Here is a 21,399-nt window from a genome sequence, read left to right as displayed (position 1 = left end):
ACCGGGAGGCCTGCTCTTGAAATCGCTCACACAGCCCGGTGTGCTGGCCACTTTGGTGGCCGCTACTTTGTTCGGTGCCGGTACCCCGCTGGCCAAGTTGTTATTGGCGCAAACCAGTCCCTGGCTGTTGGCCGCCTTGTTGTACCTCGGCTCGGGCATAGGCCTGTTCGTTTTGCGTCTGCTGCGCAAAGCGCCATCCGTTCAATTACCTCCTGGCGAGTGGAAATGGCTGGCCGGTGCCGTATTGGCCGGTGGCGTGGTCGGCCCTGTGTTGTTGATGGTGGGCCTGTCCGGCATGCCGGCTTCCGGCGCTTCGTTATTGCTCAATGCCGAAGGCGTGCTCACTGCATTGATTGCGTGGTTTGTGTTCCGGGAAAACTTTGACAGGCGCATTGCCCTGGGCATGCTGGCCATTGTGGCGGGCGGTGTGGTGTTGTCCTGGCCGGGGGAGGCGCGGTTTGGCGAGCTGTGGCCAGCCTTGGCCGTGGTCGGCGCATGCCTGGCCTGGGGCGTGGACAACAACCTGACGCGCAAGGTTTCGCTGTCGGACGCATCGTTCATCGCCATGGTCAAGGGCCTGGCCGCCGGCGCGACCAACCTGCTGCTTGCGTTGACGCTGGGTGCGGCCTGGCCGGGTGTTCCCGTTGTGCTGGCGGCCGCCGTGCTGGGTTTTGCAAGTTATGGGGCCAGCCTGGCGCTGTTTGTCCTTGGCTTGCGTCACCTGGGGACTGCGCGCACGGGTGCGTATTTTTCCATCGCGCCGTTTGTGGGCGCCGCGCTGGCCATCGTCATCCTGGGGGAGCCAATCTCCCCGCCGCTGCTTATTGCGGGCGGGCTGATGGCATGGGGTGTCTGGCTGCACCTGACCGAAAGCCACCAGCATGCGCATACCCATGAGCCGCTTGAACACAACCATGAGCATGAACACGGCTCCGGTGACGAGCATCACGATCACGGTCATGACGAAGTGGTTGTGGAGGGAACACGCCACACCCACTCACACCGGCACAGTCCTATTGCGCACAGCCATGCGCACTTTCCCGATGCCCACCATCGCCATTCGCATTGAATGGCGGCACAGGCACAACACGACACATCTTCATGAAAGTTTTGCAACTCCTCCTCGATTGGGCCAAACGGCTAAAGCGGGACGCGATAACCCTGTGGTTTGCCTGCAAGCACCCGGAAACGCCCTGGTATGCCAAGGCCATCGGTGTATTTGTAGTGGCCTATGCGCTCAGCCCCATCGACCTGATTCCCGATTTCATTCCGGTGCTGGGCTATGTTGACGACCTGTTGCTATTGCCTGGTTTGATCTGGCTGGCAATCCGGCTTACGCCGGCGAACGTGTTGGACCGGTGCCGGCAGCAAGGTGATGAATGGATGAGGCAATCCGGCGCCAGGCCGCGCAGCCTGTGGGGCGCTGTCATGATCCTGGCCATCTGGATCGCGGTTGGCTGGGGGTTGTGGTTTTGGTGGATCGAGGTCCACTAGTTACGATTTAGGGTTCCCGTATCTTCACGGGACTTCAAATAATCGATAGAATCGAACTCCGATGTCGCGTTTTCGCCACTTTTTGCTTTGCTTGATGATGCTGGCTTTGCCCCTGCAGGGCTTTGCTGCGGCCTCCATGCTGTATTGCGGCATGGGGCCAGACCACGGTGAGCAGGTATCTGTAGCGGCGAGCTACCATCACATGGATGGCTTAGGCGAGGTGCAGCACGAGCATTCATCCATGGGGAAAACGGAACCGCTTGCAAAGCAGTCCCCGGATGGTCAAAAGCAGCTTCCCAATACCTTCCATAAGTGCGGCGTTTGTGCTTCTTGCTGCAGTGTCCTGGCGATTTCTGATTTTCCCCGGACCGTCAAGGTTCAATCTTCTCCCCATGCTGATCTGGCCGAGCTTAGCGTCCTGATTCACGCCGTACCGCCGGGTCTCCCCGAAAAACCTCCTCACGTCTGACGTGCGCCCGATTGCTGCGGCCGTTCGTGCCGCAGCGACTGGCGTTCTTTTCATTACTCGCCATGAAAGTATCCCTCCAGGGATGACTTTTCTGTCGCCGTCTCATGAAAACGCGAGGAATCCATGTTTAAAAACTCACCCGCCATTTGGCTGGCCCCGATATTTTTCCTGTCGGGGATAGCTGTCGCACAAACGTCAGCGCCAGCATCCCCAATCCAGGAGGCGCCCCAAGCCACGCCCCCCGTCTACCGTTCGGCCTTTGAGGGTTACAAGCCCTATACCGACGACAAGCTCCTCAACTGGAAGGAGGCCAACGACAACACCGGCCGCATTGGTGGCTGGCGTACGTATGCAAAAGAGTCCAGACAACCCGACGACAAGGCGCCCGCTCACGACATGAGCAAGATGCCCGAACCGAAAACCGGAGGCGGCAAGCCATGAAAGCGCCATCCGTGAAAACCATTTTCAAGTCTGGTGCAGTGGCTGCTGCGGTTCTGGTGCTGGCGGGATGTGCCTCTGTAAACATTGATCAAACGGTCAAAGACACCAATGACACAACCGGGGCCTTTACCCAGGGCAAGCTGGAACTCAGCCGCACTGACCAGCAACTGCAAGCCCGCAAGAAACTAAGCGAGGAGCTGCTGGCCAAGCCCTTAGGCATGGACGAGGCGGTCCAGCTTGCTTTGGCGAATAGCCCGGCAGTCCAGACTCTTTTGGCCCAAAGCTGGTCCGTGATGGCGCAGGCCAACCAGGCGGGACGCATTGCCAATCCAATCTTTTCGTTCGAACGGATTCGTTTCGGCAGTGAGTTGGAGATCGGTCGCCTGCTGTCCTTTGGTTTGCTTGATGTCTTGACCCTGCCGCAACGCCAGGGGATTTCCCGCGGACTGATCGCACAGGCCAGGGTTCAACTCAGCGCCAGCGTGATCGATCAAGTCACCCAAGTGCGGCAAGACTGGGTGCGAGCCGTCGCTGCGCAGCAGACGCTGCAATATGCAGAACAGGTCAACAGCAGCGCCAAGGCCAGCGCAGAACTGGCTCAACGGATGCAGCAAGTTGGCAACTTCACCAAACTGCAGCGCGCACGCCAGCAGGTGTTTTACGCGGATAGCGTGGCACAGCTGGCCTCTGCCCGCCATGCCGCAACCGCTGCGCGCGAGGAGCTGACTCGGCAGCTTGGCCTGACAGACGCCCAGGCGGGGCAATTGCAGCTCCCGGAGCGTCTTCCGGATTTGCCGAAAGAGCCACGCGCAGCTGACGCCGTCTCGGCGAAGGCCACGGAGCAACGCCTGGATGTACAAATGGCGCGCAGCCAGCTGGACACCGCCGGCAGAGCCCAGGGCTTGAATTTGCTGACCAGTCTGGTCGATGTGGAGTTCGGGATACGGCGCGATACCGTGTTTGACAACCACGACGGAACTAAAACGCCACGCAAAGGCTATGAGCTTGACATCCGATTGCCAATTTTCGACTGGGGAACCGCTCAACGGGATGCCATGAACGCGCAATCCCTGGCTGCAGCCAATCGCTACGAGGGCACGATCCGAAACGCAGCATCACAACTGCGCGAGAGCTATTCAGCGTACAGGACGGCTTACGACGTGGCCAAGCACTATCGGGACGAGATCGTTCCGCTGCGCAGGGCCATGGCTGAAGAAAACGGGCTGCGCTACAACGGCATGCTGATTGGTGTGTTTGAACTGCTGGCCGAAAGCCGCGACCAGATCGCCAGCGTCACCGCGGCCATCAATTCGTACCAGCAGTTCTGGCTGTCAGACGCCGCGCTCGCAGCGTCCGTGACTGGCAGGCCGACCTCCATGATGATGGCCGCGCCCGCGGCCGGTGGTGCCAGCGCCGCCGCTGGTCATTGACCGTAGCCCAATTTACCCAACGGATTACATATGAATAACAGAAGAAATTTTCTGACTGGTGCTGGTGCGTTGACCACTGCGGTTGCCGCCGCTGCCGTCAGCAAAGTCGCCATGGCCGCGCTGCCCGAGCCGGTCATTCAGACCAAACCCGACACCATGGCCCCGCTGGTGCCGAATACCGGCCGGCCGTACAACCCCGTCGTCACCCTCAACGGCTGGACGCTGCCTTGGCGCATGAACAATGGCGTCAAGGAGTTTCACCTGGTGGCCGAACCCGTGGTGCGTGAAATGTCGCCCGGCTTCAAGGCCCACCTGTGGGGTTATAACGGCCAGTCGCCAGGGCCAACCATCGAAGTGGTCGAAGGCGACAGAGTCCGCATCTTCGTGACCAACAAACTGCCCGAGCACACCAGTGTCCACTGGCATGGTCAGCGTTTGCCCAACGGGATGGACGGCGTCGCGGGCTTGAACCAACCTGCGATTCCGGCAGGCAAGACCTTTGTCTATGAATTTGTGGCAAGGCGTCCCGGCACGTTCATGTATCACCCGCATGCCGACGAGATGACACAGATGGCCATGGGCATGATGGGTTTCTGGATCACGCATCCGAAAGCCGCGCACCCCCTGATCGACGAGGTGAACCGCGACTTTGTATTTCTGCTCAATGCCTATGACATCGACCCGGGCCTGTACACGCCAAAAATCATGACCATGCTCGACTTCAACCTCTGGAGCTGGAACAGTCGGGTCTTCCCGGGCATTGATCCGCTGGTGGTTCGCAAAAACGACAAGGTGCGCATCCGTATCGGCAACCTGACCATGACCAACCATCCGATGCATTTGCATGGGCATGAGTTTTTGGTGACCGGGACGGACGGCGGGCCAACACCCAAATCGACGCGCTGGCCTGAAGTGACAACCGACGTGGCAGTCGGGCAGATGCGGCAAATTGAGTTCCTGGCCGACGAAGAAGGTGATTGGGCTTTCCACTGCCACAAGAGCCATCACACCATGAACGCCATGGGCCACGATGTACCGACCATGATTGGCGTCGATCATCGGAAAGTTGCCAGTGAGATCACCAAATTGGTGCCGGACTACATGGTCATGGGCGAACGCGGCATGGCTGACATGGCGGAAATGGACATGCCTCTGCCTGACAACACGGAGCGAATGATGACCGGTGCAGGTCCATTCGGCTCGGTCGAAATGGGCGGGATGTTCAGCATGGTCAAAGTGCGAAAAGACCAGAAACCGGGTGACTACAAGGACCCCGGTTGGTACAAGCATCCGGCGGGCACGGTGGCCTACGAATGGACGGGCACCCCGCAGGCGGCCGAAAGGTCGACGACTGGCGGCGGCCAGTCGATGAAAGCCCAAAACATGCCGGCCAAAGAAGTCGAAGTTCAGATCCGCAAGCCCTCCATGGGCAATATGAAGCATTGATTAATTTTTTAACCACACCCTAGAAAGGTATTTCATGAAAACTCGTAACCTCCTGATCGCACTTCCATCCCTCCTGCTGGCCATGACCGCCATGGCATCCGGTACCCATGGCGGAGGGCATGACGATGAAGCCATCGGCAAGCCCGGTGTCGCGGCCAAAGTCACGCGGACCATCACGGTAGACATGACCGACGCGATGCGGTTTAACAGCGCAAACATCACTGCGAAGCAAGGCGAAACCATCCGCTTTGTCGTTAAAAATTCCGGCAAGATCAAGCACGAAATGGTGTTCGGCACCCAAAAAGATCTCAAGGAACACTATGAAGTCATGAAAAAGAACCCGGAGATGGAACACGCCGATGCCAATATGGTCACTGTCGCGCCTGGTAAAACGGGCGAGATCATCTGGCAGTTCACCAAAGCGGGAAAAATTGACTTTGCCTGCCTGCAGCCAGGACACTATGACGCAGGCATGAAGGGCGTGGTCACCGTTGCGGGCGGCAAGTCGGCACCAAAGGCCGATGCCCATAGCGGTCACAAACACTAAGCATATTTCTCCTCGGTAGGCCCTGCAGCAACTCGCCTGCCTGGCCTTCCTGTTATTCGCTTCGCTTAACAATCCTGAAAGAAATCACCATGAAAACCCTGAAAACCCTCCTGATTCTTGCGACCATGCTAGGCAGCAGCGCCTATGCACAATCCAGCATGGCGCCAAGCGGCGCGGCCATGGGCGCCGATACAAAAAAAATGGCTGAAGCTCCAGCCACCGACATGACAGACGCCGAAGTGCGCAAGGTTGATCTCGACAACAAGAAAATCACACTCAAGCACGGTGAGATCAAGAATCTGGACATGCCTGGCATGACCATGGTGTTTCAGGTCAAAGACCCCGCCATGCTGGACAAGGTCAAGGCAGGCGACAAAGTCCGCTTCAAAGTAGAGAAGATCAACGGCGCGATGGTTGTGACCGACCTTCAGCCGGCGAAGTAAATTCATGCATGCAATGATCGAGATCAGGACTTCCTGGTCTCGATCGTCTGGCGCCGATACTGACACGAAGATGCGTTGAGTCTGGACGGACTATTGATGCCTCATGAATTTCGTAATTTACTTCGAGCATCGCATGAGACCCTGGGTACGGCGCTGCTGGCTGGAGGCGCCGCCGCCATAGTGCTTTTGATCATCATTGGGTACTTCCTGTGGCGCGGCAGGAAGCCGAAGAAGACTGAACGGCGGCCTAAAAAACCAGCGCACGGAAATCGCAAGAAGCGACGACGATGATTTAAGATGACACGTCTTGCTCATTTACTGAAAGGTGCCTGCTATGGAAAATCACGATCACCACTCGCATAACCACGGGAATCCTGCCGGCGCGGCACCCTCACAGGCCCACAACCCGGCCGGTCAGGCCGCGTCGCCAGATGGGCTCAAGGACCCGGTGTGCGGCATGAACGTGACAAAGCAGACGCCGCATCAACATGAGCATGCGGGGAAACCCTATTACTTTTGCAGCGCTGGCTGCAAGACAAAGTTCATCGCTGAGCCGCAGCGTTATCTGCAGCCGGCACCAATGGCGGTGAACGTACCCGAGACCCCAGAAGTAGCCGCGGGCACCATTTACACATGCCCCATGCATCCGGAGATACGGCAGGACCATCCAGGCCACTGCCCCAAATGCGGTATGAGCCTGGAGCCGGTCATGCCAAGCCTGGATGACGATGAAAACCCGGAACTCAAGGATTTTTCGCGGCGATTCTGGTGGACGCTGCCGCTGACGGTGGTCGTTACCGCGCTGGCCATGTTCGGGCATCAGCTCGGGTTGTTCGCGATGGCGACACAAAGCTGGGTGGAATTGGTGCTATCACTGCCCATCGTTCTCTGGGCGGGTTGGCCGTTCTTCGTGCGAGGCTGGCAGTCCGTCGTCAATCGAAGTCCGAACATGTGGACCTTGATCGGCTTGGGCACGTCTGCGGCATTTATTTACAGCGTCGTTGCCACGGTCGCGCCAGAGGTTTTTCCCTCCTCGTTTGTGGCCATGGGGCGTGTGGCTGTCTATTTCGAGGCTGCGGCCGTCATTATTTCGCTGACCTTGCTGGGTCAATTGCTGGAACTTAAGGCGCGTTCCCAAACATCGGCTGCGATCAAGTCTTTGTTAGGCCTTTCCCCCAAAACCGCACGGCGCATACAGGCTAACGGCGCCGAAGAGGACGTGCCGCTGACGCATGTCCACGAAGGCGATCTACTGCGGGTCCGCCCTGGAGAGAAGGTGCCCGTCGATGGTGTGGTCACCGAAGGCAGTAGTTCGGTCGATGAGTCCATGCTCACCGGTGAATCGTTGCCAGTGACCAAGCGTGAAGGCGACAAGTTGATCGGCGCCACCATCAACACATCAGGCGCCCTGGTGATGCAGGCGGAACGTGTGGGCGCGGCGACGGTGCTGGCGCAAATCGTCCAGATGGTGGCACAGGCGCAACGCTCCAGGGCCCCCATGCAACGCATGGCCGATCACGTCGCAGGCTACTTTGTCATGGCCGTTGTGGCGGTAGCCCTGTTAACCCTCTTTGTCTGGGGATGGTTGGGGCCACAACCCAGCTGGGTTTACGGGCTGATCAATGCCGTGTCTGTGTTGATCATCGCCTGCCCCTGTGCGCTGGGCCTGGCGACACCCATGTCCATCATGGTGGCCACGGGGCGTGGTGCCACAAAAGGGATCCTGTTTCGCGATGCGGCTGCGATTGAGAATTTCCGCAAGGTGGATGTCCTGATCGTCGACAAAACCGGCACCCTGACGGAGGGACGGCCCGCGTTCAACCAGGTCGCCGCAGCCACGGGTTACACCGACGACGAGGTATTAAGCCTGGCCGCCAGTTTGGACCAAGGCAGCGAACACCCCTTGGCCGAGACCATTGTGCGTGCCGCCAGAGAACGCGGCATGGTTCTGGCCAAGGTCGATGCTTTCGAGTCAGGTACCGGCATTGGTGTTCGAGGCGTGGTAGAAGGTAAGCGTTTGGCACTTGGAAATGCGGCGCTGATGGCTCAGGAGGGCGTGACAATCGGCAGTGCCATGCAAGCCAGGGCGGAAGCTTTACGCCTTGAAGGTGCGAGTGTCATGTCACTGGCCGTGGATGGCAAGTTCGCGGGTCTGTTAGCGGTTTCCGATCCTGTCAAGGCGAACACACCTTCAGCGCTCCAATCACTGCGCGACGCTGGTATTCGTATTGTCATGGCTACGGGCGACGGCCTCACCACGGCCAAGGCCGTTGGTCAGCGCCTGGGCATCGACGAAATCTATGGTGAAGTCAAACCAGCCGACAAACTGGCCCTGGTCGAACGTTTCCAGGCCGAAGGACGGGTGGTGGCCATGGCCGGCGACGGCATCAATGACGCACCGGCCCTGGCCAAAGCCGATGTAGGCATTGCCATGGGAACCGGCACGGATGTCGCGATGAACAGCGCACAGGTCACACTGGTCAAAGGGGATTTACGCGGTATCGCCACAGCCCGCGCCTTGTCCCAAGCGACCATTGCCAACATGAAGCAAAACTTGGGCTTCGCGTTTGTTTACAACTCTCTGGGGGTACCGTTGGCGGCCGGCCTGCTGTTCCCCTTTACCGGATGGCTGCTGTCGCCCATGATTGCGGCTTTGGCAATGAGCCTCAGCTCGGCTTCAGTCATCACCAATGCGCTGCGATTGCGCAGGTCAGATTAATGCACCGGGAGGAAGCGAGACCGCCTAACAGGCTGGAGCCAGCAGCCTGGCGCGGCTCCAGCTGTCGATTGCCTTATTTGGCTTGCTCGAGTTTCACGACCGTAAAACTTCCGTCGAGCTTTTCAGCACGGAACATGATTTTGTCGCCTTGCTTGATGTCCTTGAGGAGCTTGTCGTCCAGCACCTTGAACACCATGGTCATACCCGGCATGCCCAGATTGTCGAGCGCTTCATGCTTGATGGTCAGCTTGCGTTGTTCGGTGTCGACCTTGCGCACCTCGCCGACGGTCAGTTCGGCGGTTGCTGGAGTGGCTGCTCCCACCACGTTGGTTGGGGCGCCGCCCTGGGTGTCGGCCGCAGCCATGACGAGCCCGGAACCGCTCACCGACAAAATGGCAGTTATCAGTACAACGTTGATCCTGGATTTCATGAAAAGTTCCTTAGAGGTCGTGATTGCAAGAGGTCGGGTGGATGTCACCCGACCCCGCCTGGTTCAGGGCTTAGGAGCCGTACCGTTCCGTGAACAGGTTCTGCTGGGTGGCAGGCATGACCCGGCTCGGCTTGGGCGTGTCGTGCGCAATGTTGTCCGTGTGGACCAGCTTGCCGCCCTGGAAGGCATAGCTGTGTTGCGGGAAGGTGTTGCTGCTGGCGTCGGCGCCCACCCAGGTGCTGGGGTCATTGGCCACCGGATTCTTGAGAGAAGCAGCTAACTCTTTTTTCACATCCGAACGGTTCGCAGAGTTTCCGGAATTACTCTGCGCATAGAGGTGGTCACCACCATCGGCGCCCGACCAAGTGGTGCCGCTATTGGCGAATGCGGCGGGAAGGGCTGCACCAGCCAAGGCCAGGACAAATACGGTTTTACGAAACAACATGATCAATCTCCTTTAACATCGTTTGCACGGTGTCATCCCAACACCTGGGACAACTGCGATGCAACCTTTGCATCACGGTTCCTACTGTAGAAACATGGGGGCAACAAGACGCTGTCCCGCAGATTACAAATTTGTTATGTAGGAGCGAGAGCATTTGTGAAAATTCTGCTGATCGAAGATGAACCCAAGGCAGCGGAGTATCTGCGCCAGGGATTGGCGGAAAGCGGCTACGTCATCGAGATGGCGCATAACGGCACGGATGGGCTGCACGCCGCCGTTTACGGCGATCACCAACTGGTGATTCTGGATGTCATGCTGCCGGGCATTGACGGGTTTGCCGTGCTATCGGCGCTGCGTACCGCCAAGCAGGTGCCGGTCTTGATGCTCACTGCCCGGGGGCAAACCGAAGACAAGGTGCGGGGTTTTGGCCTGGGCGCCGACGACTACCTGGTCAAACCGTTTCAGTTCCCGGAGTTGTTGGCGCGAGTTCGAGCCCTGTTACGGCGTGGCCAGCCCATACCTGTGGATCCCATGCTGCGTGCAGCGGACCTGGCGATCGACCCTGTCCGTCACCGGGCAACTCGGGCTGGTCAACGCATAGACCTGTCTGCCAAGGAGTTCGCCCTGCTAACGCTTCTGGCCCAGAAAACGGGCGAAGTGCTTTCCAGAACCCAGATCGCGTCACTGGTGTGGGACATCCATTTCGATTCAGACACCAACGTGATTGAAGTGGCGATACGCCGGCTACGCGCCAAGATCGATGATCCTTTCGAGGAGAAGCTGATTCACACGGTGCGTGGCGTGGGTTATGTGCTGGAAAGCCGGCTGACCCCATGACACGACACCGCTTGCTTTCCTCCTGGTTTCAGGACTCGCTGGCGGTGCGCATCGCGTTCGCCAGCGCATTGTTTGGGCTCGTGGTGGTCAGCGGCGCCATTGCCGTCGGTTTCTGGGCGTTGTCGCAACAGCTTGATGCACGAGCCTTGACCGAGCTCCAGAGCAAACGCGACTTGCTCATGCATGTATTGTCGGAAATCCCCTCGCCACAGGCGATTAGTCAAAGCCGCCATCGTTTTAATGACCTACTGATAGGCCACGATGATTTGCATTTGGCGCTGGTCGATCCCGCCAGCGGTGAGACCGTGGCGAGCTTTTCTGACGTGGCTCAGCAGTCGGTCGCGGTGTTGGCGGCTGCGCCTGACAGTTTGATGTCCAGCCCGACCTGGGCGGCACCTGGCGGTGAACGATTCATTGCTGTTCGTGGCACAACGTCCATGGCCAGCGGACAGCCGGTGCGGTTTTACTTATCGCTAGACCGTCGCCGGGACTTACGCCTGTTATCAGGCTTCATCAAGGCAACTCTTGTGAGTTTGCCCGTGTTGCTGCTCGTCGTGGCGCTAGGCGCCTGGCTGATTGCGCGCACGGCTTTGTCACCGCTGCGGCACTTTAACCGGCTGGCCGCTTCGATTGGCACCCAGTCGCTGAGTCATAGAGTGTCTCTGGCGGAGCTGCCCACAGAACTGGCCGAACTTGCCCGGGAGTTTAACGGCATGCTCGAGCGTATCGATGATGGCTACCGGCGACTGCAGGTATTTTCGGGGGATTTGGCGCATGAAATGCGCACCCCTGTCGCCACCTTGCTGGGGCGCACGCAGGTTGCGCTGTCGCAGACTCGCAGTGTGGCCGATTTGCAGGAGGTGCTGGAGGGGAACGTCGAAGAGCTTGAGCGCCTGGCACGCTTGATTTCCGACATGCTTTTTATCGCGCAATCCGATCACAAGGAAAACCCGCTTCAGTTTGAACCGATAGAGCTGGCTCTGGAAACACAGCGGGTGGTCGACTACTTGTCGTTGATCGCCGAGGAGCGGGGCCTACGTCTGGAGGTTTCGGGGACGGCGACTATCAGCGCCGACCATTTGCTGGTGCAACGCGCAATCACCAACCTGGTATCGAACGCAATCCGTCATGCCTATTCAAATTCGACGGTATCCGTGATGATTGCGGTGAACGGTGAAAACGCCACATTGGAGGTGAGCAACCAAGGTGATGGCATTGCTTCAGCTCACCTCGATCGCATTTTCGATCGTTTTTACCGTATTGATTCCGGTCGCGCGCGCCTGGACGGTGGCACCGGGCTAGGCTTGGCGATTGTGCGCTCCATCATGTCGGTCCATGGCGGGCAGGTGACGGTTCGCAGCCTGCAAGGTAAAGAAACGACGTTTACGCTCATTTTCCCGACCGCGGGCGTGGCCCAACAGACCGAGTCAAGGCATTTATAGCCGCTGTGTGCCTCTCAAGTGGCACTAGGACTTACGACAGCCTTTTGGCGTGTAGCGTTTGCGTACGATCTGCGGGTAATAACTCGTTCTCCCTGTTGGTGAAATCAGGCCAAAACGCATCGTCTTGATCGGCTCGCGCCGTTATCCGCCGGGGTGGGGTATGTCTGTCAGAATTGATGGGATTTCGTCCAACCTCAACGCCCGTGTACCGCTATCAATCATCCCTGTGTTGAGAAACGGCAATTAGTCAAAAATCGTCCCTTACGACCTTGAAATGAGCCGTCTTGCCCAGTATCTTGAGGCTGCCGAGCGCGACAACACGCGCCGAAGCTACGCTTCTGCCATCCGTCATTTTGAAATCGAATGGAAAGGCCTGCTGCCGTCGACGGCTGACGCCATTTCCCGCTACCTGGCCGACCACGCGGCGACCCTGACCATCAACACCTTGCGCCAGCGGCTGGCGGCGCTGTCTCGCTGGCATACCGACCAAGGCTTTCCCGATCCCACCAAGGCAGCCTTGGTGCGCCAGGTCCTAAAAGGTATTCGCTCCGTTCACGCCGTGCCAGAAAAGCGCGCACGACCGCTGGAGGTGGCGGTCCTTCAGCAGGTCGATCAATGGCTCGATGCCGCCATCAGCAATGCCCGGCGCTCCGGCGACCAGCCGGCCTTGCTGCGCCACACGCGCGACCGCAGCCTGATGCTCCTGGGGTTTTGGCGCGGCTTCCGCTCCGACGAACTGGTCAACCTGCGCGTTGAGAACACCGAGGTCACCCCCGGCCAAGGCATGGCCTGCTATCTGGGCCGCAGCAAAGGCGACAGGCAGTTGCAGGGCCGGGTCTTCAAATGCCCGGCTCTGTCTCGTCTGTGTCCCGTGACGGCCTTCAATGCCTGGGTCGACCTGGCTAGTTTGAGCGAGGGCCCGGTGTTCCGAAAAATCGATCGCTGGGGCCATGTCGCAGACGAAAGCCTGCACGCCAACAGCCTGATCCCCTTGCTGCGCAGCCTGTTCGCCGAAGCCGGCGTCGAGTCGCCCGAGGAATACAGCAGCCACTCCATGCGCCGCGGCTTTGCCGGCTGGGCCCGCGCCAGCGGCTGGGACATCAAGGAACTGATGGAATACGTCGGCTGGAAGGATGTCAAATCGGCCATGCGCTACCTGGATGTTTCAGGCGCGACGCTTCAGGCCCGGTTCGAGCAGGGACTGCTGGACCAGGCACCAGCGGGGCAGGAGTCGCCACCACCGTTGCTTTTACTGGCGAAGTAGGCCGCCCCTACCTCCGAGCCGGGAGGCCAATACCCGTGGGCTGGCCCGCAGTCACCGTCTGATCGAGCAGTGGATGGCGTTTGTCAGCCAAAGCCTGCACTCAGGACTGCTTCTCAATTGCAGACCTTCAAGCTTTCTTCCTGTCCAGCGGCGAGTCAGCTTGTAACGGTGACCGACGCAAACTGCAGGTGATGCATGAACTCGCGAAGTATTAAAAGTGTTGCAGCGAATGCGGCATTGGCTGGAATTCCCGCGCTGGACGCGGGCCTTCCGAGCGCGAGAGCCGCCAGCAGGTCAAAGGTCCGTTCCACAGCGTCAAGAGTAAGAATCAGCTCTGGCTGCCCGGGACCCCCCGCGACAAGCGCGATCGCCCGGATTGCTGCGTCTGAGGTAACAAGCCTTGACGCGGTGGCCGTTATCTGACGCAAGCGGGTCACCTCATCCTCAACCACCATGATGGCGTGTTCCAGTTCGCCAGGCGTGGGCGGCGTGTGTTTGAAGAAATCTGCGGCGGTTTTTTTTGACCCGATGGCAAGCAACAGCACCACATTCGGTTCGGAGGAGTTTCCAGTGGCAACAGCGGTTTGCTCTTCGCCGATATGCAGTACCGTGATGGCTGTGCCCTCATGAATGCCAGTTCTTGCTCTGCCATACCGCAGGCGGATGTCGTTTTCCATATAGGGGTGATCGTACTTTCGGTGCAAAAAGGTGCGCCTTGACCAGAAAAGTTCTTTGGTATCAAGGACTTTCGAGAGATCGAGTTATCCAATAGATTCCTTTCTGCAAGTTGTTGATTTTTCGACGGATTTCCGCAGTAACCGTATCAATCCGCACCGAAAATACGATCCCCCCTTATTGACGGTGCTTTTTCAGCACTACCTACTGCGCACAACCGGTTTTTTGACGACGGCGGCTCTACGAAAACATGCTCACACTGATGACGAAGATGCATCATTGCATTGCCAATTCCTGCGGTGGCGAAAATCCAAACCGCGACGATTTACATCATTCCAAACCGTCCACAAAATATGGCATAAGCGTAAGTCATTGATTTATATAGATTCAAAAATCCAAACCGCGACGATTTACACCAATCCAAATTCCGCCTGAATTCTGGGTAGATCACCTCTTCAAGCGCCTTGTTGCTGTTTGCGCATCGGTTGGGCTGTTTGCAGCAGGGCATCTGCATAGCCCTTGATTTCGAAGTCGAGCATGCCCCTGAAGTTGATGTTGCCGAAGTGGACAGGCCCCATGCGGCGGATCCACGACTCTTCGATGGGGTACTTTTCCTTGTTCCATCGATCAACGACGGATTGCATGTGCAGTGTGTTCCAGGCAATCACTATGTTCGTCAGCAGAACATGAGACCCTGAGATGGCTCGGATCTCATCTCGGCGACGTCCCCGCTCGGGCATGACGCGCCCGTGGAATACAGCCCGCTGGAGTTGGTGCACTGACTCGCCCCGGTTGAGCAGCGTGTGGATCTCCCGTCGAAACTCGGTGTTGCTGAAGTAGTCACACAGGTAGAGCGTGCGCAGCAGTCGGCCCAGCTGGTCGGCCGCCTTGTGCATGAGGTCGCCCTGCGCCGCGCTGCCCAGCTTTTCCAGAGCGAACTTGGCTGACACCCGCCCCTGGCGGATGGAAGCGACGAGCCGCAGAACCTCATCCCACCCTTTGACGATAGCGGACTCAGAAATGTTGCAGACGGATGCCAGATCCAGTGCATCGGGAACTTCAAAGCCACGCGGCAAGAAAAGCCGTTGCTCAGAGAGGTTTCGCAATCGCGGGCACAGATCAAATCCAAGCAGCTTGGCAACGCTCATCGCGACGTTCGTGTAGCCATGGGTATCAACCGCCAGCAGCGAAAGTTTGATTTCGTCTTCAGCCCTACTGGCGTTGTATGTCTCGACCCCATGCACGGCAATCGAGTGCTGGCGCTCGTTCAGCACGATGGCTTCATCGTGGAAGACGCCATAGGAGCCCAATACGTGCGTGTAGATGCCCACAGCGTGGGTGCGCCGCCGTGGATCGACCCGGGCATTGAAGATGTGTCTGGAGGCATCCAGCGACATCATGTCCGACGATGCTTTGTCCCCCTTGTCCCACAGGGTTGCGATAGGAAAACGTTTCTGAAGCGTCAGTACGCGCTCATTGGCGCCTTTCAGACGCCCATGCGCCTCCAGGGCCCGCATCGCCGTGGTGACATGGGCGACCTCGATGCCAGGGATCATCGCCGCGACGCCTTTTGCATCGTTCTCAGTTCCATGGGCGAGCAAGGCACCGTAGCAGCCGAGCAGTTCCGGCTCTGACTTCGCACGGCGACCCAGGAGTACCTCGCTGAAGCAGCAGTGCGCATCCACCTCCACGATGACGTCGCTGAACTGGGACTGTCCGATCACGTTGAACATTGCATCCCGAGTGCGACGCACCGCTTCGTCCACATCCATGGGAGCCAGAGCCGGGATGTGGATGAGGCCTTTGTCATCGATTTCGACAGTTCCCGCCTGTACAGCTTCGGAGAGCGCTTGCAGGCCAACCTTGAGATGCATTTTTAGACGTTCAAGGAAGCGCTTCGGATCCGTGGGAAGGCTCATCGCGCTGGTGATGATGCTGCGCTCTTTTCGCCACTGGTCCAGAGGGATAAACAACTCCTCCCGGTTGCGATGCTCCTGGCTGTAGTTGATCCATAGTCGTCCGCCTCTCAAGCCCTTGCGAATCGACGTCAGGGCACATGCTTTCAGAGCAGCCATGGCCTTGGACCTGTCTGGAGTCATCAGCAACTCCTGCCAGACCGGCTCCACCATCGTGATGTCGAAATCCTTGGGCAGCTCCTTGACCCCTTGTTCGTGGAACCGACGAAGTGCCTCCATCTGGCGCATCGCAGGCAAATGGTCTTTGCCGTTGATATCCAGGCCCATCATTCCCGTAAGCAAGGCATTGACCCGATTGCTGTCATCAGTCAAAGACTGGCGCACCAGTGCGGCATGGCTGTACTGCCTGGTGTCCTCGTCTTGGGGAAGCAGGGCTTTCAAGGCTGCGACTATTTCTTTATCGGTTTGGTCGGAGGTGTAGAGGATCGTGCGCATTTCCTCCTGGCGCGTGCGGTAGTGCGCAGCACCACGGGCCTGCTTTTTAAGCACTGTGGCCGAGGCATGTCTGACCAGATCACACACGCGCCTGCCCGCCATGAAGAGCGCTACGTCGGTGAACTCCTGGAGCATCATTCGCAAGAAGCATGCGACTTCCAGTTGCTGTGTTTCGATCTTCAATAGCCGGGACTGAGAGGGTGGCCGGTTTACCAGCGACTGGCCATACGCCCGAAGTCGCACGCTGGATATCTCCTGCAGGTCCCACTCGTGCACACCAAAGGACTTGAGAAAAGCGATCTTCTCCATGACCTCGTTGATGTTGGAGGGACTGTGGCGTCCCGTCGACACTTTGAGCCATTCCAACACGGTACCGCCGACGCGCCCACGCCGCTTGGCGTGAACCGCCTCCAGGACCCGTCGCATCACCGGTGCCGGAATCTGGGCAACAACAATTGCAGCAGCAGCGTCATCCACGCTTTTGAAGGTTTCGCGTGCGATGTCGCGAAGAGTCCGGTCACCTGGCAGTGAATAGGTGTGGTCAAAAAGCCAAATCTCTGCTGTCTTTACAAGCTCATCAGGAGATGCTGCAGTACCAACCAGTTCGGCAAGCGCCACTCGAATCTTGGCAAACACAGCCTCGTCAGGCGCTGAGAATCCACTGGTCTCACTCGCCCATTGCTGGTGCGCAAACAAGGTTGCGCGACGTTCGTACAGAGATTTGAGCGTTGCAATCGAAACCTCGCCTAAGCCAAGGGCCGTTGAGAGATAGCGGAGCAGGGATCTGGGGATGGACGTTACTCGGCTGAGCGGTCTGCCGGTAGTCCGTATCAGGACGAGTTGAAGAGCGGCCCCGAGTCGGCCAGCCGTGTTGAATTTCTTTCGGATGGCGTCGATTTCTTCGGAGGTGAGCCGAAAGGATTGCTCGACGTCAAAGTCCGACAAGGACTTCGGAAGCTCGGTCGCACCGACAAAACGCTGGCGAAAGGCGGTCACAGAAGTCCCCCAGAGCAGTTTGGTCAGGGCACTATACCGAGAGCTGCAGGCCTGCGAAGGTCTATGTGCACAGAATGCGGGTTTACCCTTTATTTAAACCGCGACGGTCTGCAAGAAAACTTAGATCACCCCAAGAATCAGGTTTTTTCAAATCGCACCCCCGCAAGTCAGCGCCAGGAAAAAATCGGCGCAAGGACGAGATCAGTTCACCCTTCCCGCAAGGAATATCTAGCATAGCGCTGGTGGATAAGTCTTTTCCGGGTTTGAGAAGGTATTCGATGATCGCTCTGTGTACTCCTCGGCAGGTCATTCCTCGCGGGATTGAATTTAGAATTTGCTTAGAAGGCATAGGATTAACACGAAGGAAAGACGCGGTCAAAACCCGGCGTAGGCGCCAAGCCCAACCGCGACTTGGTGATCTTTGAGGTATGCGGACACGCCTGGACTTACATAGTCTGACCCGCAACAGAAGAATTCTCTAGGTAGAGTGGAGTGTTGGTAGGTTTGTGTACTTTTAGGACAGCCGCTTTCATGACTCGCGGAGGCAATGCCAATTTGACGCAATCTGAAATTGTTGCGACTCTATGGCGGCTTCTTCTTTCGTCCTCGACGCGGGCGCCCACGCACTGCCGTTGGAGTTTTCAGTTTTTTTCGATCACGCCAGAGCAGATAAACGAGTATTACGAGCATCACCAGCGCGGACACTGCGCCAGCTACCAGTGCGATCGTCAGCCCTTCGTGAGATGCATTCGGCAAATTCCTTAATCCGTGTGGCATCAGAACATCCCATTGGATTCGCCAGCGCTCCCACCCGTCACATTCTTTGGCATTGACTTCATCGCTGAATGTCGGTCACAACAATGACGCGGCCAGCCCTCTCTGCTAAGAACTCGCCTTGTTGCTTGCTTTGAGCTTGGCGCGGCTCTAATACTGTCCTGCAGTTGGTGACGTTGATGTAAACCAAACTTCCGGCAGTCCAGGTTGATCCAGGTGAAATGGGCACAACCGCTTTTTGCAAATTTGAGCGCAGTTCTTTCCTCGGGGCTTAAAGCGGGGCGGCAATCGCGAAATGGCGTTTGGAGGACGTGATCAGCGGAACCAACAGAGAGCACCCCCGATGGCCAGGTCAAATTCCCCCACCCTTGGCCACCCCAAATTCCCCCAGGCAGGACGACCAGATTATGACGACTCGGGTGTGATGGCGATGCGTGCGGCAGCCTCCTTGAGGCGGTAGCTCTTGCCCTCGAACTCCAGCATTGCGCAGCGGTGCATGAGGCGGTCCAGGATGGTGGTGGCCATGGTGGCGTCGCCCAGATATTTGCCCCAGTCCTGCACCACGCGGTTGGATGTGATGACGATGGAGCGGCGCAGCTTGTAGCGCTGGTGCACGATGGCCTGCAGCACCTCGGCTGCGTGCTCGCTGATGCGTCTGGCCAGGAACAGGTCATCGAGGATGATCAGGTCCGGTGAGACCCAGTCCTTGAGCAGCTCGGTGCGCTCTGAGTCGCTGGCCAACGCGTAGCGAGCAAACTCGGTGTCGGCTTCCAGGTAACGCGCGTCGTATCCCTGCAGCGTGGCCTGGTAGGCCACGGCCTTGGCCACATGGCTCTTGCCGGTACCGGGCTTGCCGATGATCAGCGCATTGGCGCCCTCGCCGATGAACTTCAGGGTATGCAACTCGAAGCAGGCGCTGCGCGGCAGCTTCGGGTTGAAACGCCAGTCGAAGTCAGCCAGCGAGGGCCGCTCATCCAGGCCCGAGCGCTTGAAGCGGCGCTCGGTCAGACGCGAGCGCCGGCGGTCCAGTTCGTCTTGCAGCATGGCCCCAAAGGTCTCCAGGAAGGGCTCCTGCGCGGCCTGGGCCTGCATCACGCGGGTGGACAGGGTCTCGGCAATGCCGGACAGACGCAGCTCGCGCAGCGCGCGTTCGATCTCGATCATGTTCATGGCTGAATTCCAGGTGCGTTGTTGGTGTTGTTGGTGGTGGTGTTCGCCGTGGCGGACTCGAGCGTGCTCGTGGCTGTGACGGCCGCAGCGTGCGCGAACAGATCGGCGTACTCATCGGCGTCGCGGATGAGCTCGTGCTGCTGGGTCAGCGTGCGCCCGCCGCCGGCGGGCGCACCGCTGGACTGGGTCTCGATGGCGTTGAGCGCCTGGGCAAAGATGGCCTCGGTCAAAGCCAGCACGCGCTTGTAGCTGTAAATCCCCTGCTCCAGGGCCTGTGCGCAGGCGGTGTCGACGCAGTGCGCTGGGTATCGCCTGGCCAGGCTGACGATGCCCCAGAGCTTGCGCTGGCCCACCCGACCCTCGATGGCAAAGAGCAGCTCACACAGCCGTTTGGCGTGCTCACCGATCTCGCCAGCCTGACGCAGGATCAGACGGGTCTCGCGCGAAGGATTGAATACCCGCTCCTCCATGGGCAGCACCACCGTGCCGGGCCGCTCGGCCTTGGCGTGGGTGCGCAGCAAGGCGCCGGTTTGCAGATCGCGGATCTCGATGCGCTGGGCATAGATGCGCACCAGCACCTTGGAGCCGATGTTCGCCGGGCGAGCGGCGTAGCTGCTGTGATCCACCCGCACGCAGCTGTCGTCGCAGACGGTGCGCACCGCCTCCTCGAAATACTGCATGCCCAGGAGCGGCAGAGGTTTGAGGTGGCTGCGCTCCTCCTCGAACATGGCCTGCACCTGGCGCCGCTCGGTGCCGTGGATGCGCTTGGCTGCCCAGCTCTTCTCCCAGTGCGCCAGGAACTCGTTCTGGGCCTCGATGGACTCAAAGCGCCGGCCCTTCAAGGCCGTGGCCTGGGTGTGGCCAATGGCATGCTCCACCGTGCCCTTGCGGTTGGGGTCTCGCACCCGCGCCGGGTCGGCCACCACGCCATAGTGCGCCAGGGTGGCGGCGTAGACTTTGTTGAGTTCGGGCTCGTACAGGTCGGGCTTGAAGACGCCTTCCTTCAGATTGTCCAGAACCACGTACTGCGGGCAGCCACCGAAGTACCGCAGAGCCTGCTCGTGCAACTCGGCCCAGATTTGCTGGCTGGACTTCCAGACCACGCAGCGGAAACTGGCGCGCGAGTAGCGCAGCGTGGCCACGAACAGGCGGGGCTTGCGGTACCGCTCGCTGCCCGGCACGCGGGTGGGCGCGCCCTCGCCGTAGTCCACCTGCATCTCCTCCCCAGGCAGAAAGGACAGGCGGTCGAACTGCTCGGGCTCCTTGTGGCGCAGCTTTGCACAGAAGCGTTTGACCGAGTTGTACTGACCAGTAAATCCGTGCTGGTCGACCAGGTCCTGGAAGATGGCCATGGCGTTGCGCTTCAGACGCAACTGGGCTTCGATGAACTCGCGCCAGGGTTCGCACAGGGAGGTGGCCACCGGCACAGCAGCCGGTGGCCAGGGTGGGGGAATTTGCTGGGCCGAGCCGGTGGCCACCCCGGGGGAATTTGACTGCAGTTGCTCCAGCCAGCGTTGGTGATAGCTCCTGACCGTCTTGCGGTCGATGCCCGTGATGCGGGCGATCTCGCGTTGCGATGTATTGCGCTCCAGCAGTGTCTCTATGGTGGCGCGTTGGTTGGACTTCAAGACATTCACTCCTTGGCCTTCCCTCGAGGAAGACCGGATCAATGTCCTGCCAACAGGTGCCGACGGCGCCGGCGTTTAACCCCTATCCCCGATCAGTTCAGGTGGGGGAGTTTGAGGTGGCCATAGGCGGGGGAATTTGGGTGGCCATCGGGGAGCACCGTGCCAGGGCGCCAACCCGCGTCCCATTCATACTTACTTTCGTAGATGGTCTGACAACCGGCGAGGATGAGCAAGGCCACTGCCAAGAGCAATCTACATGACCTTTGTGAAATCGTTTTATTAGTCATGTTCCAGGCCCCAAACGAAATGCGCGTCGATTAGCAAACCGTAGTAAGCCT

The 21,399-nt window shown here is 58.8% G+C and carries 18 protein-coding genes; 12 read left to right on the top strand and 6 right to left on the bottom strand.

The features are described 5' to 3' along the window. Positions 1–16: 16 nt before the first annotated feature. From B7X65_RS19875 to B7X65_RS19835, 9 genes are all read left to right on the top strand, one after another. A complete protein-coding gene (locus B7X65_RS19875) occupies positions 17–1,069 on the top strand; it encodes a DMT family transporter (protein ID WP_293596023.1) in 1,053 nt (350 codons plus the stop codon). Positions 1,070–1,101: 32 nt separating this feature from the next. Continuing rightward, complete coding sequence (locus tag B7X65_RS19870; RefSeq protein ID WP_293596022.1) at positions 1,102–1,494, top strand: YkvA family protein; 393 nt, start codon at positions 1,102–1,104, stop codon at positions 1,492–1,494. A gap of 61 nt (positions 1,495–1,555) precedes the next feature. Further along, on the top strand, positions 1,556–1,963 hold the full coding sequence (locus B7X65_RS19865) for a hypothetical protein (protein ID WP_293596021.1): 408 nt from the start codon (positions 1,556–1,558) through the stop codon (positions 1,961–1,963). Between the two features lie 123 nt (positions 1,964–2,086). Beyond that, entirely contained in the window at positions 2,087–2,404 is a 318-nt protein-coding gene (locus tag B7X65_RS19860) for a hypothetical protein (protein ID WP_293596020.1), read from the top strand. Continuing rightward, entirely contained in the window at positions 2,401–3,834 is a 1,434-nt protein-coding gene (locus B7X65_RS19855) for a TolC family protein (RefSeq protein WP_293596019.1), read from the top strand. The genes B7X65_RS19860 and B7X65_RS19855 overlap by 4 nt, the downstream gene beginning before the upstream one ends. A 30-nt stretch (positions 3,835–3,864) precedes the next feature. Beyond that, positions 3,865–5,280, top strand: a complete 1,416-nt coding sequence (locus tag B7X65_RS19850; RefSeq protein ID WP_293596018.1) for a copper oxidase — start codon at positions 3,865–3,867, stop codon at positions 5,278–5,280. 34 nt (positions 5,281–5,314) lie between these two features. After that, positions 5,315–5,827 (top strand): cupredoxin family protein, encoded by a 513-nt coding sequence (locus tag B7X65_RS19845; protein ID WP_293596017.1) that lies wholly within the window; start codon positions 5,315–5,317, stop codon positions 5,825–5,827. 89 nt (positions 5,828–5,916) lie between these two features. Continuing rightward, complete coding sequence (locus B7X65_RS19840; RefSeq protein ID WP_293596016.1) at positions 5,917–6,270, top strand: copper-binding protein; 354 nt, start codon at positions 5,917–5,919, stop codon at positions 6,268–6,270. Between the two features lie 334 nt (positions 6,271–6,604). Continuing rightward, the gene (locus B7X65_RS19835) at positions 6,605–8,989 is read left to right on the top strand and encodes a heavy metal translocating P-type ATPase (protein ID WP_293596015.1); all 2,385 of its coding nucleotides are present in this window, start codon (positions 6,605–6,607) and stop codon (positions 8,987–8,989) included. Positions 8,990–9,062: 73 nt separating this feature from the next. Here B7X65_RS19835 and B7X65_RS19830 read toward each other — a convergent pair whose 3' ends face one another. Further along, positions 9,063–9,419 (bottom strand): copper-binding protein, encoded by a 357-nt coding sequence (locus tag B7X65_RS19830; RefSeq protein ID WP_293596014.1) that lies wholly within the window; start codon positions 9,417–9,419, stop codon positions 9,063–9,065. Positions 9,420–9,489: 70 nt separating this feature from the next. After that, on the bottom strand, positions 9,490–9,864 hold the full coding sequence (locus tag B7X65_RS19825; RefSeq protein ID WP_293596013.1) for a DUF4148 domain-containing protein: 375 nt from the start codon (positions 9,862–9,864) through the stop codon (positions 9,490–9,492). A 156-nt stretch (positions 9,865–10,020) separates the two neighbouring features. Between B7X65_RS19825 and B7X65_RS19820 the strand changes: the two genes are divergently transcribed. From B7X65_RS19820 to B7X65_RS19810, 3 genes are all read left to right on the top strand, one after another. Beyond that, positions 10,021–10,701, top strand: coding sequence for a heavy metal response regulator transcription factor (locus tag B7X65_RS19820; RefSeq protein WP_293596012.1), 681 nt, complete (start codon positions 10,021–10,023; stop codon positions 10,699–10,701). Next, positions 10,698–12,143 (top strand): heavy metal sensor histidine kinase, encoded by a 1,446-nt coding sequence (locus tag B7X65_RS19815; protein ID WP_293596011.1) that lies wholly within the window; start codon positions 10,698–10,700, stop codon positions 12,141–12,143. The genes B7X65_RS19820 and B7X65_RS19815 overlap by 4 nt, the downstream gene beginning before the upstream one ends. Before the next feature lie 274 nt (positions 12,144–12,417). Beyond that, entirely contained in the window at positions 12,418–13,407 is a 990-nt protein-coding gene (locus B7X65_RS19810) for a site-specific integrase (RefSeq protein WP_293596010.1), read from the top strand. Between the two features lie 155 nt (positions 13,408–13,562). On the opposite strand, the gene B7X65_RS19805 is transcribed toward B7X65_RS19810, so the two are convergent. The 4 genes from B7X65_RS19805 to istA form a co-directional block, all read right to left on the bottom strand. Then, the gene (locus B7X65_RS19805) at positions 13,563–14,084 is read right to left on the bottom strand and encodes a hypothetical protein (RefSeq protein ID WP_293596009.1); all 522 of its coding nucleotides are present in this window, start codon (positions 14,082–14,084) and stop codon (positions 13,563–13,565) included. 453 nt (positions 14,085–14,537) lie between these two features. Continuing rightward, positions 14,538–17,489: a Tn3 family transposase gene (locus tag B7X65_RS19800; RefSeq protein WP_293596008.1), complete on the bottom strand. Its 2,952-nt coding sequence runs from the start codon at positions 17,487–17,489 to the stop codon at positions 14,538–14,540. Positions 17,490–18,668: 1,179 nt separating this feature from the next. Next, on the bottom strand, positions 18,669–19,433 hold the full coding sequence (gene istB / locus B7X65_RS19795) for an IS21-like element helper ATPase IstB (protein ID WP_060983853.1): 765 nt from the start codon (positions 19,431–19,433) through the stop codon (positions 18,669–18,671). Continuing rightward, positions 19,430–21,103 carry an IS21 family transposase gene (gene istA, locus B7X65_RS19790; RefSeq protein WP_308810301.1) on the bottom strand — a complete coding sequence of 558 codons (1,674 nt, stop codon included), beginning with the start codon at positions 21,101–21,103 and terminating at the stop codon, positions 19,430–19,432. The genes istB and istA overlap by 4 nt, the downstream gene beginning before the upstream one ends. Between the last annotated feature and the right edge of the window lie 296 nt (positions 21,104–21,399).

This window comes from Polaromonas sp. 39-63-25, from assembly GCF_002278925.1.
GTDB lineage: Bacteria > Pseudomonadota > Gammaproteobacteria > Burkholderiales > Burkholderiaceae_C > Polaromonas.
Note: the sequence above shows the minus strand (reverse complement) of the source record. Positions and strands in the feature narration are given on the sequence as shown.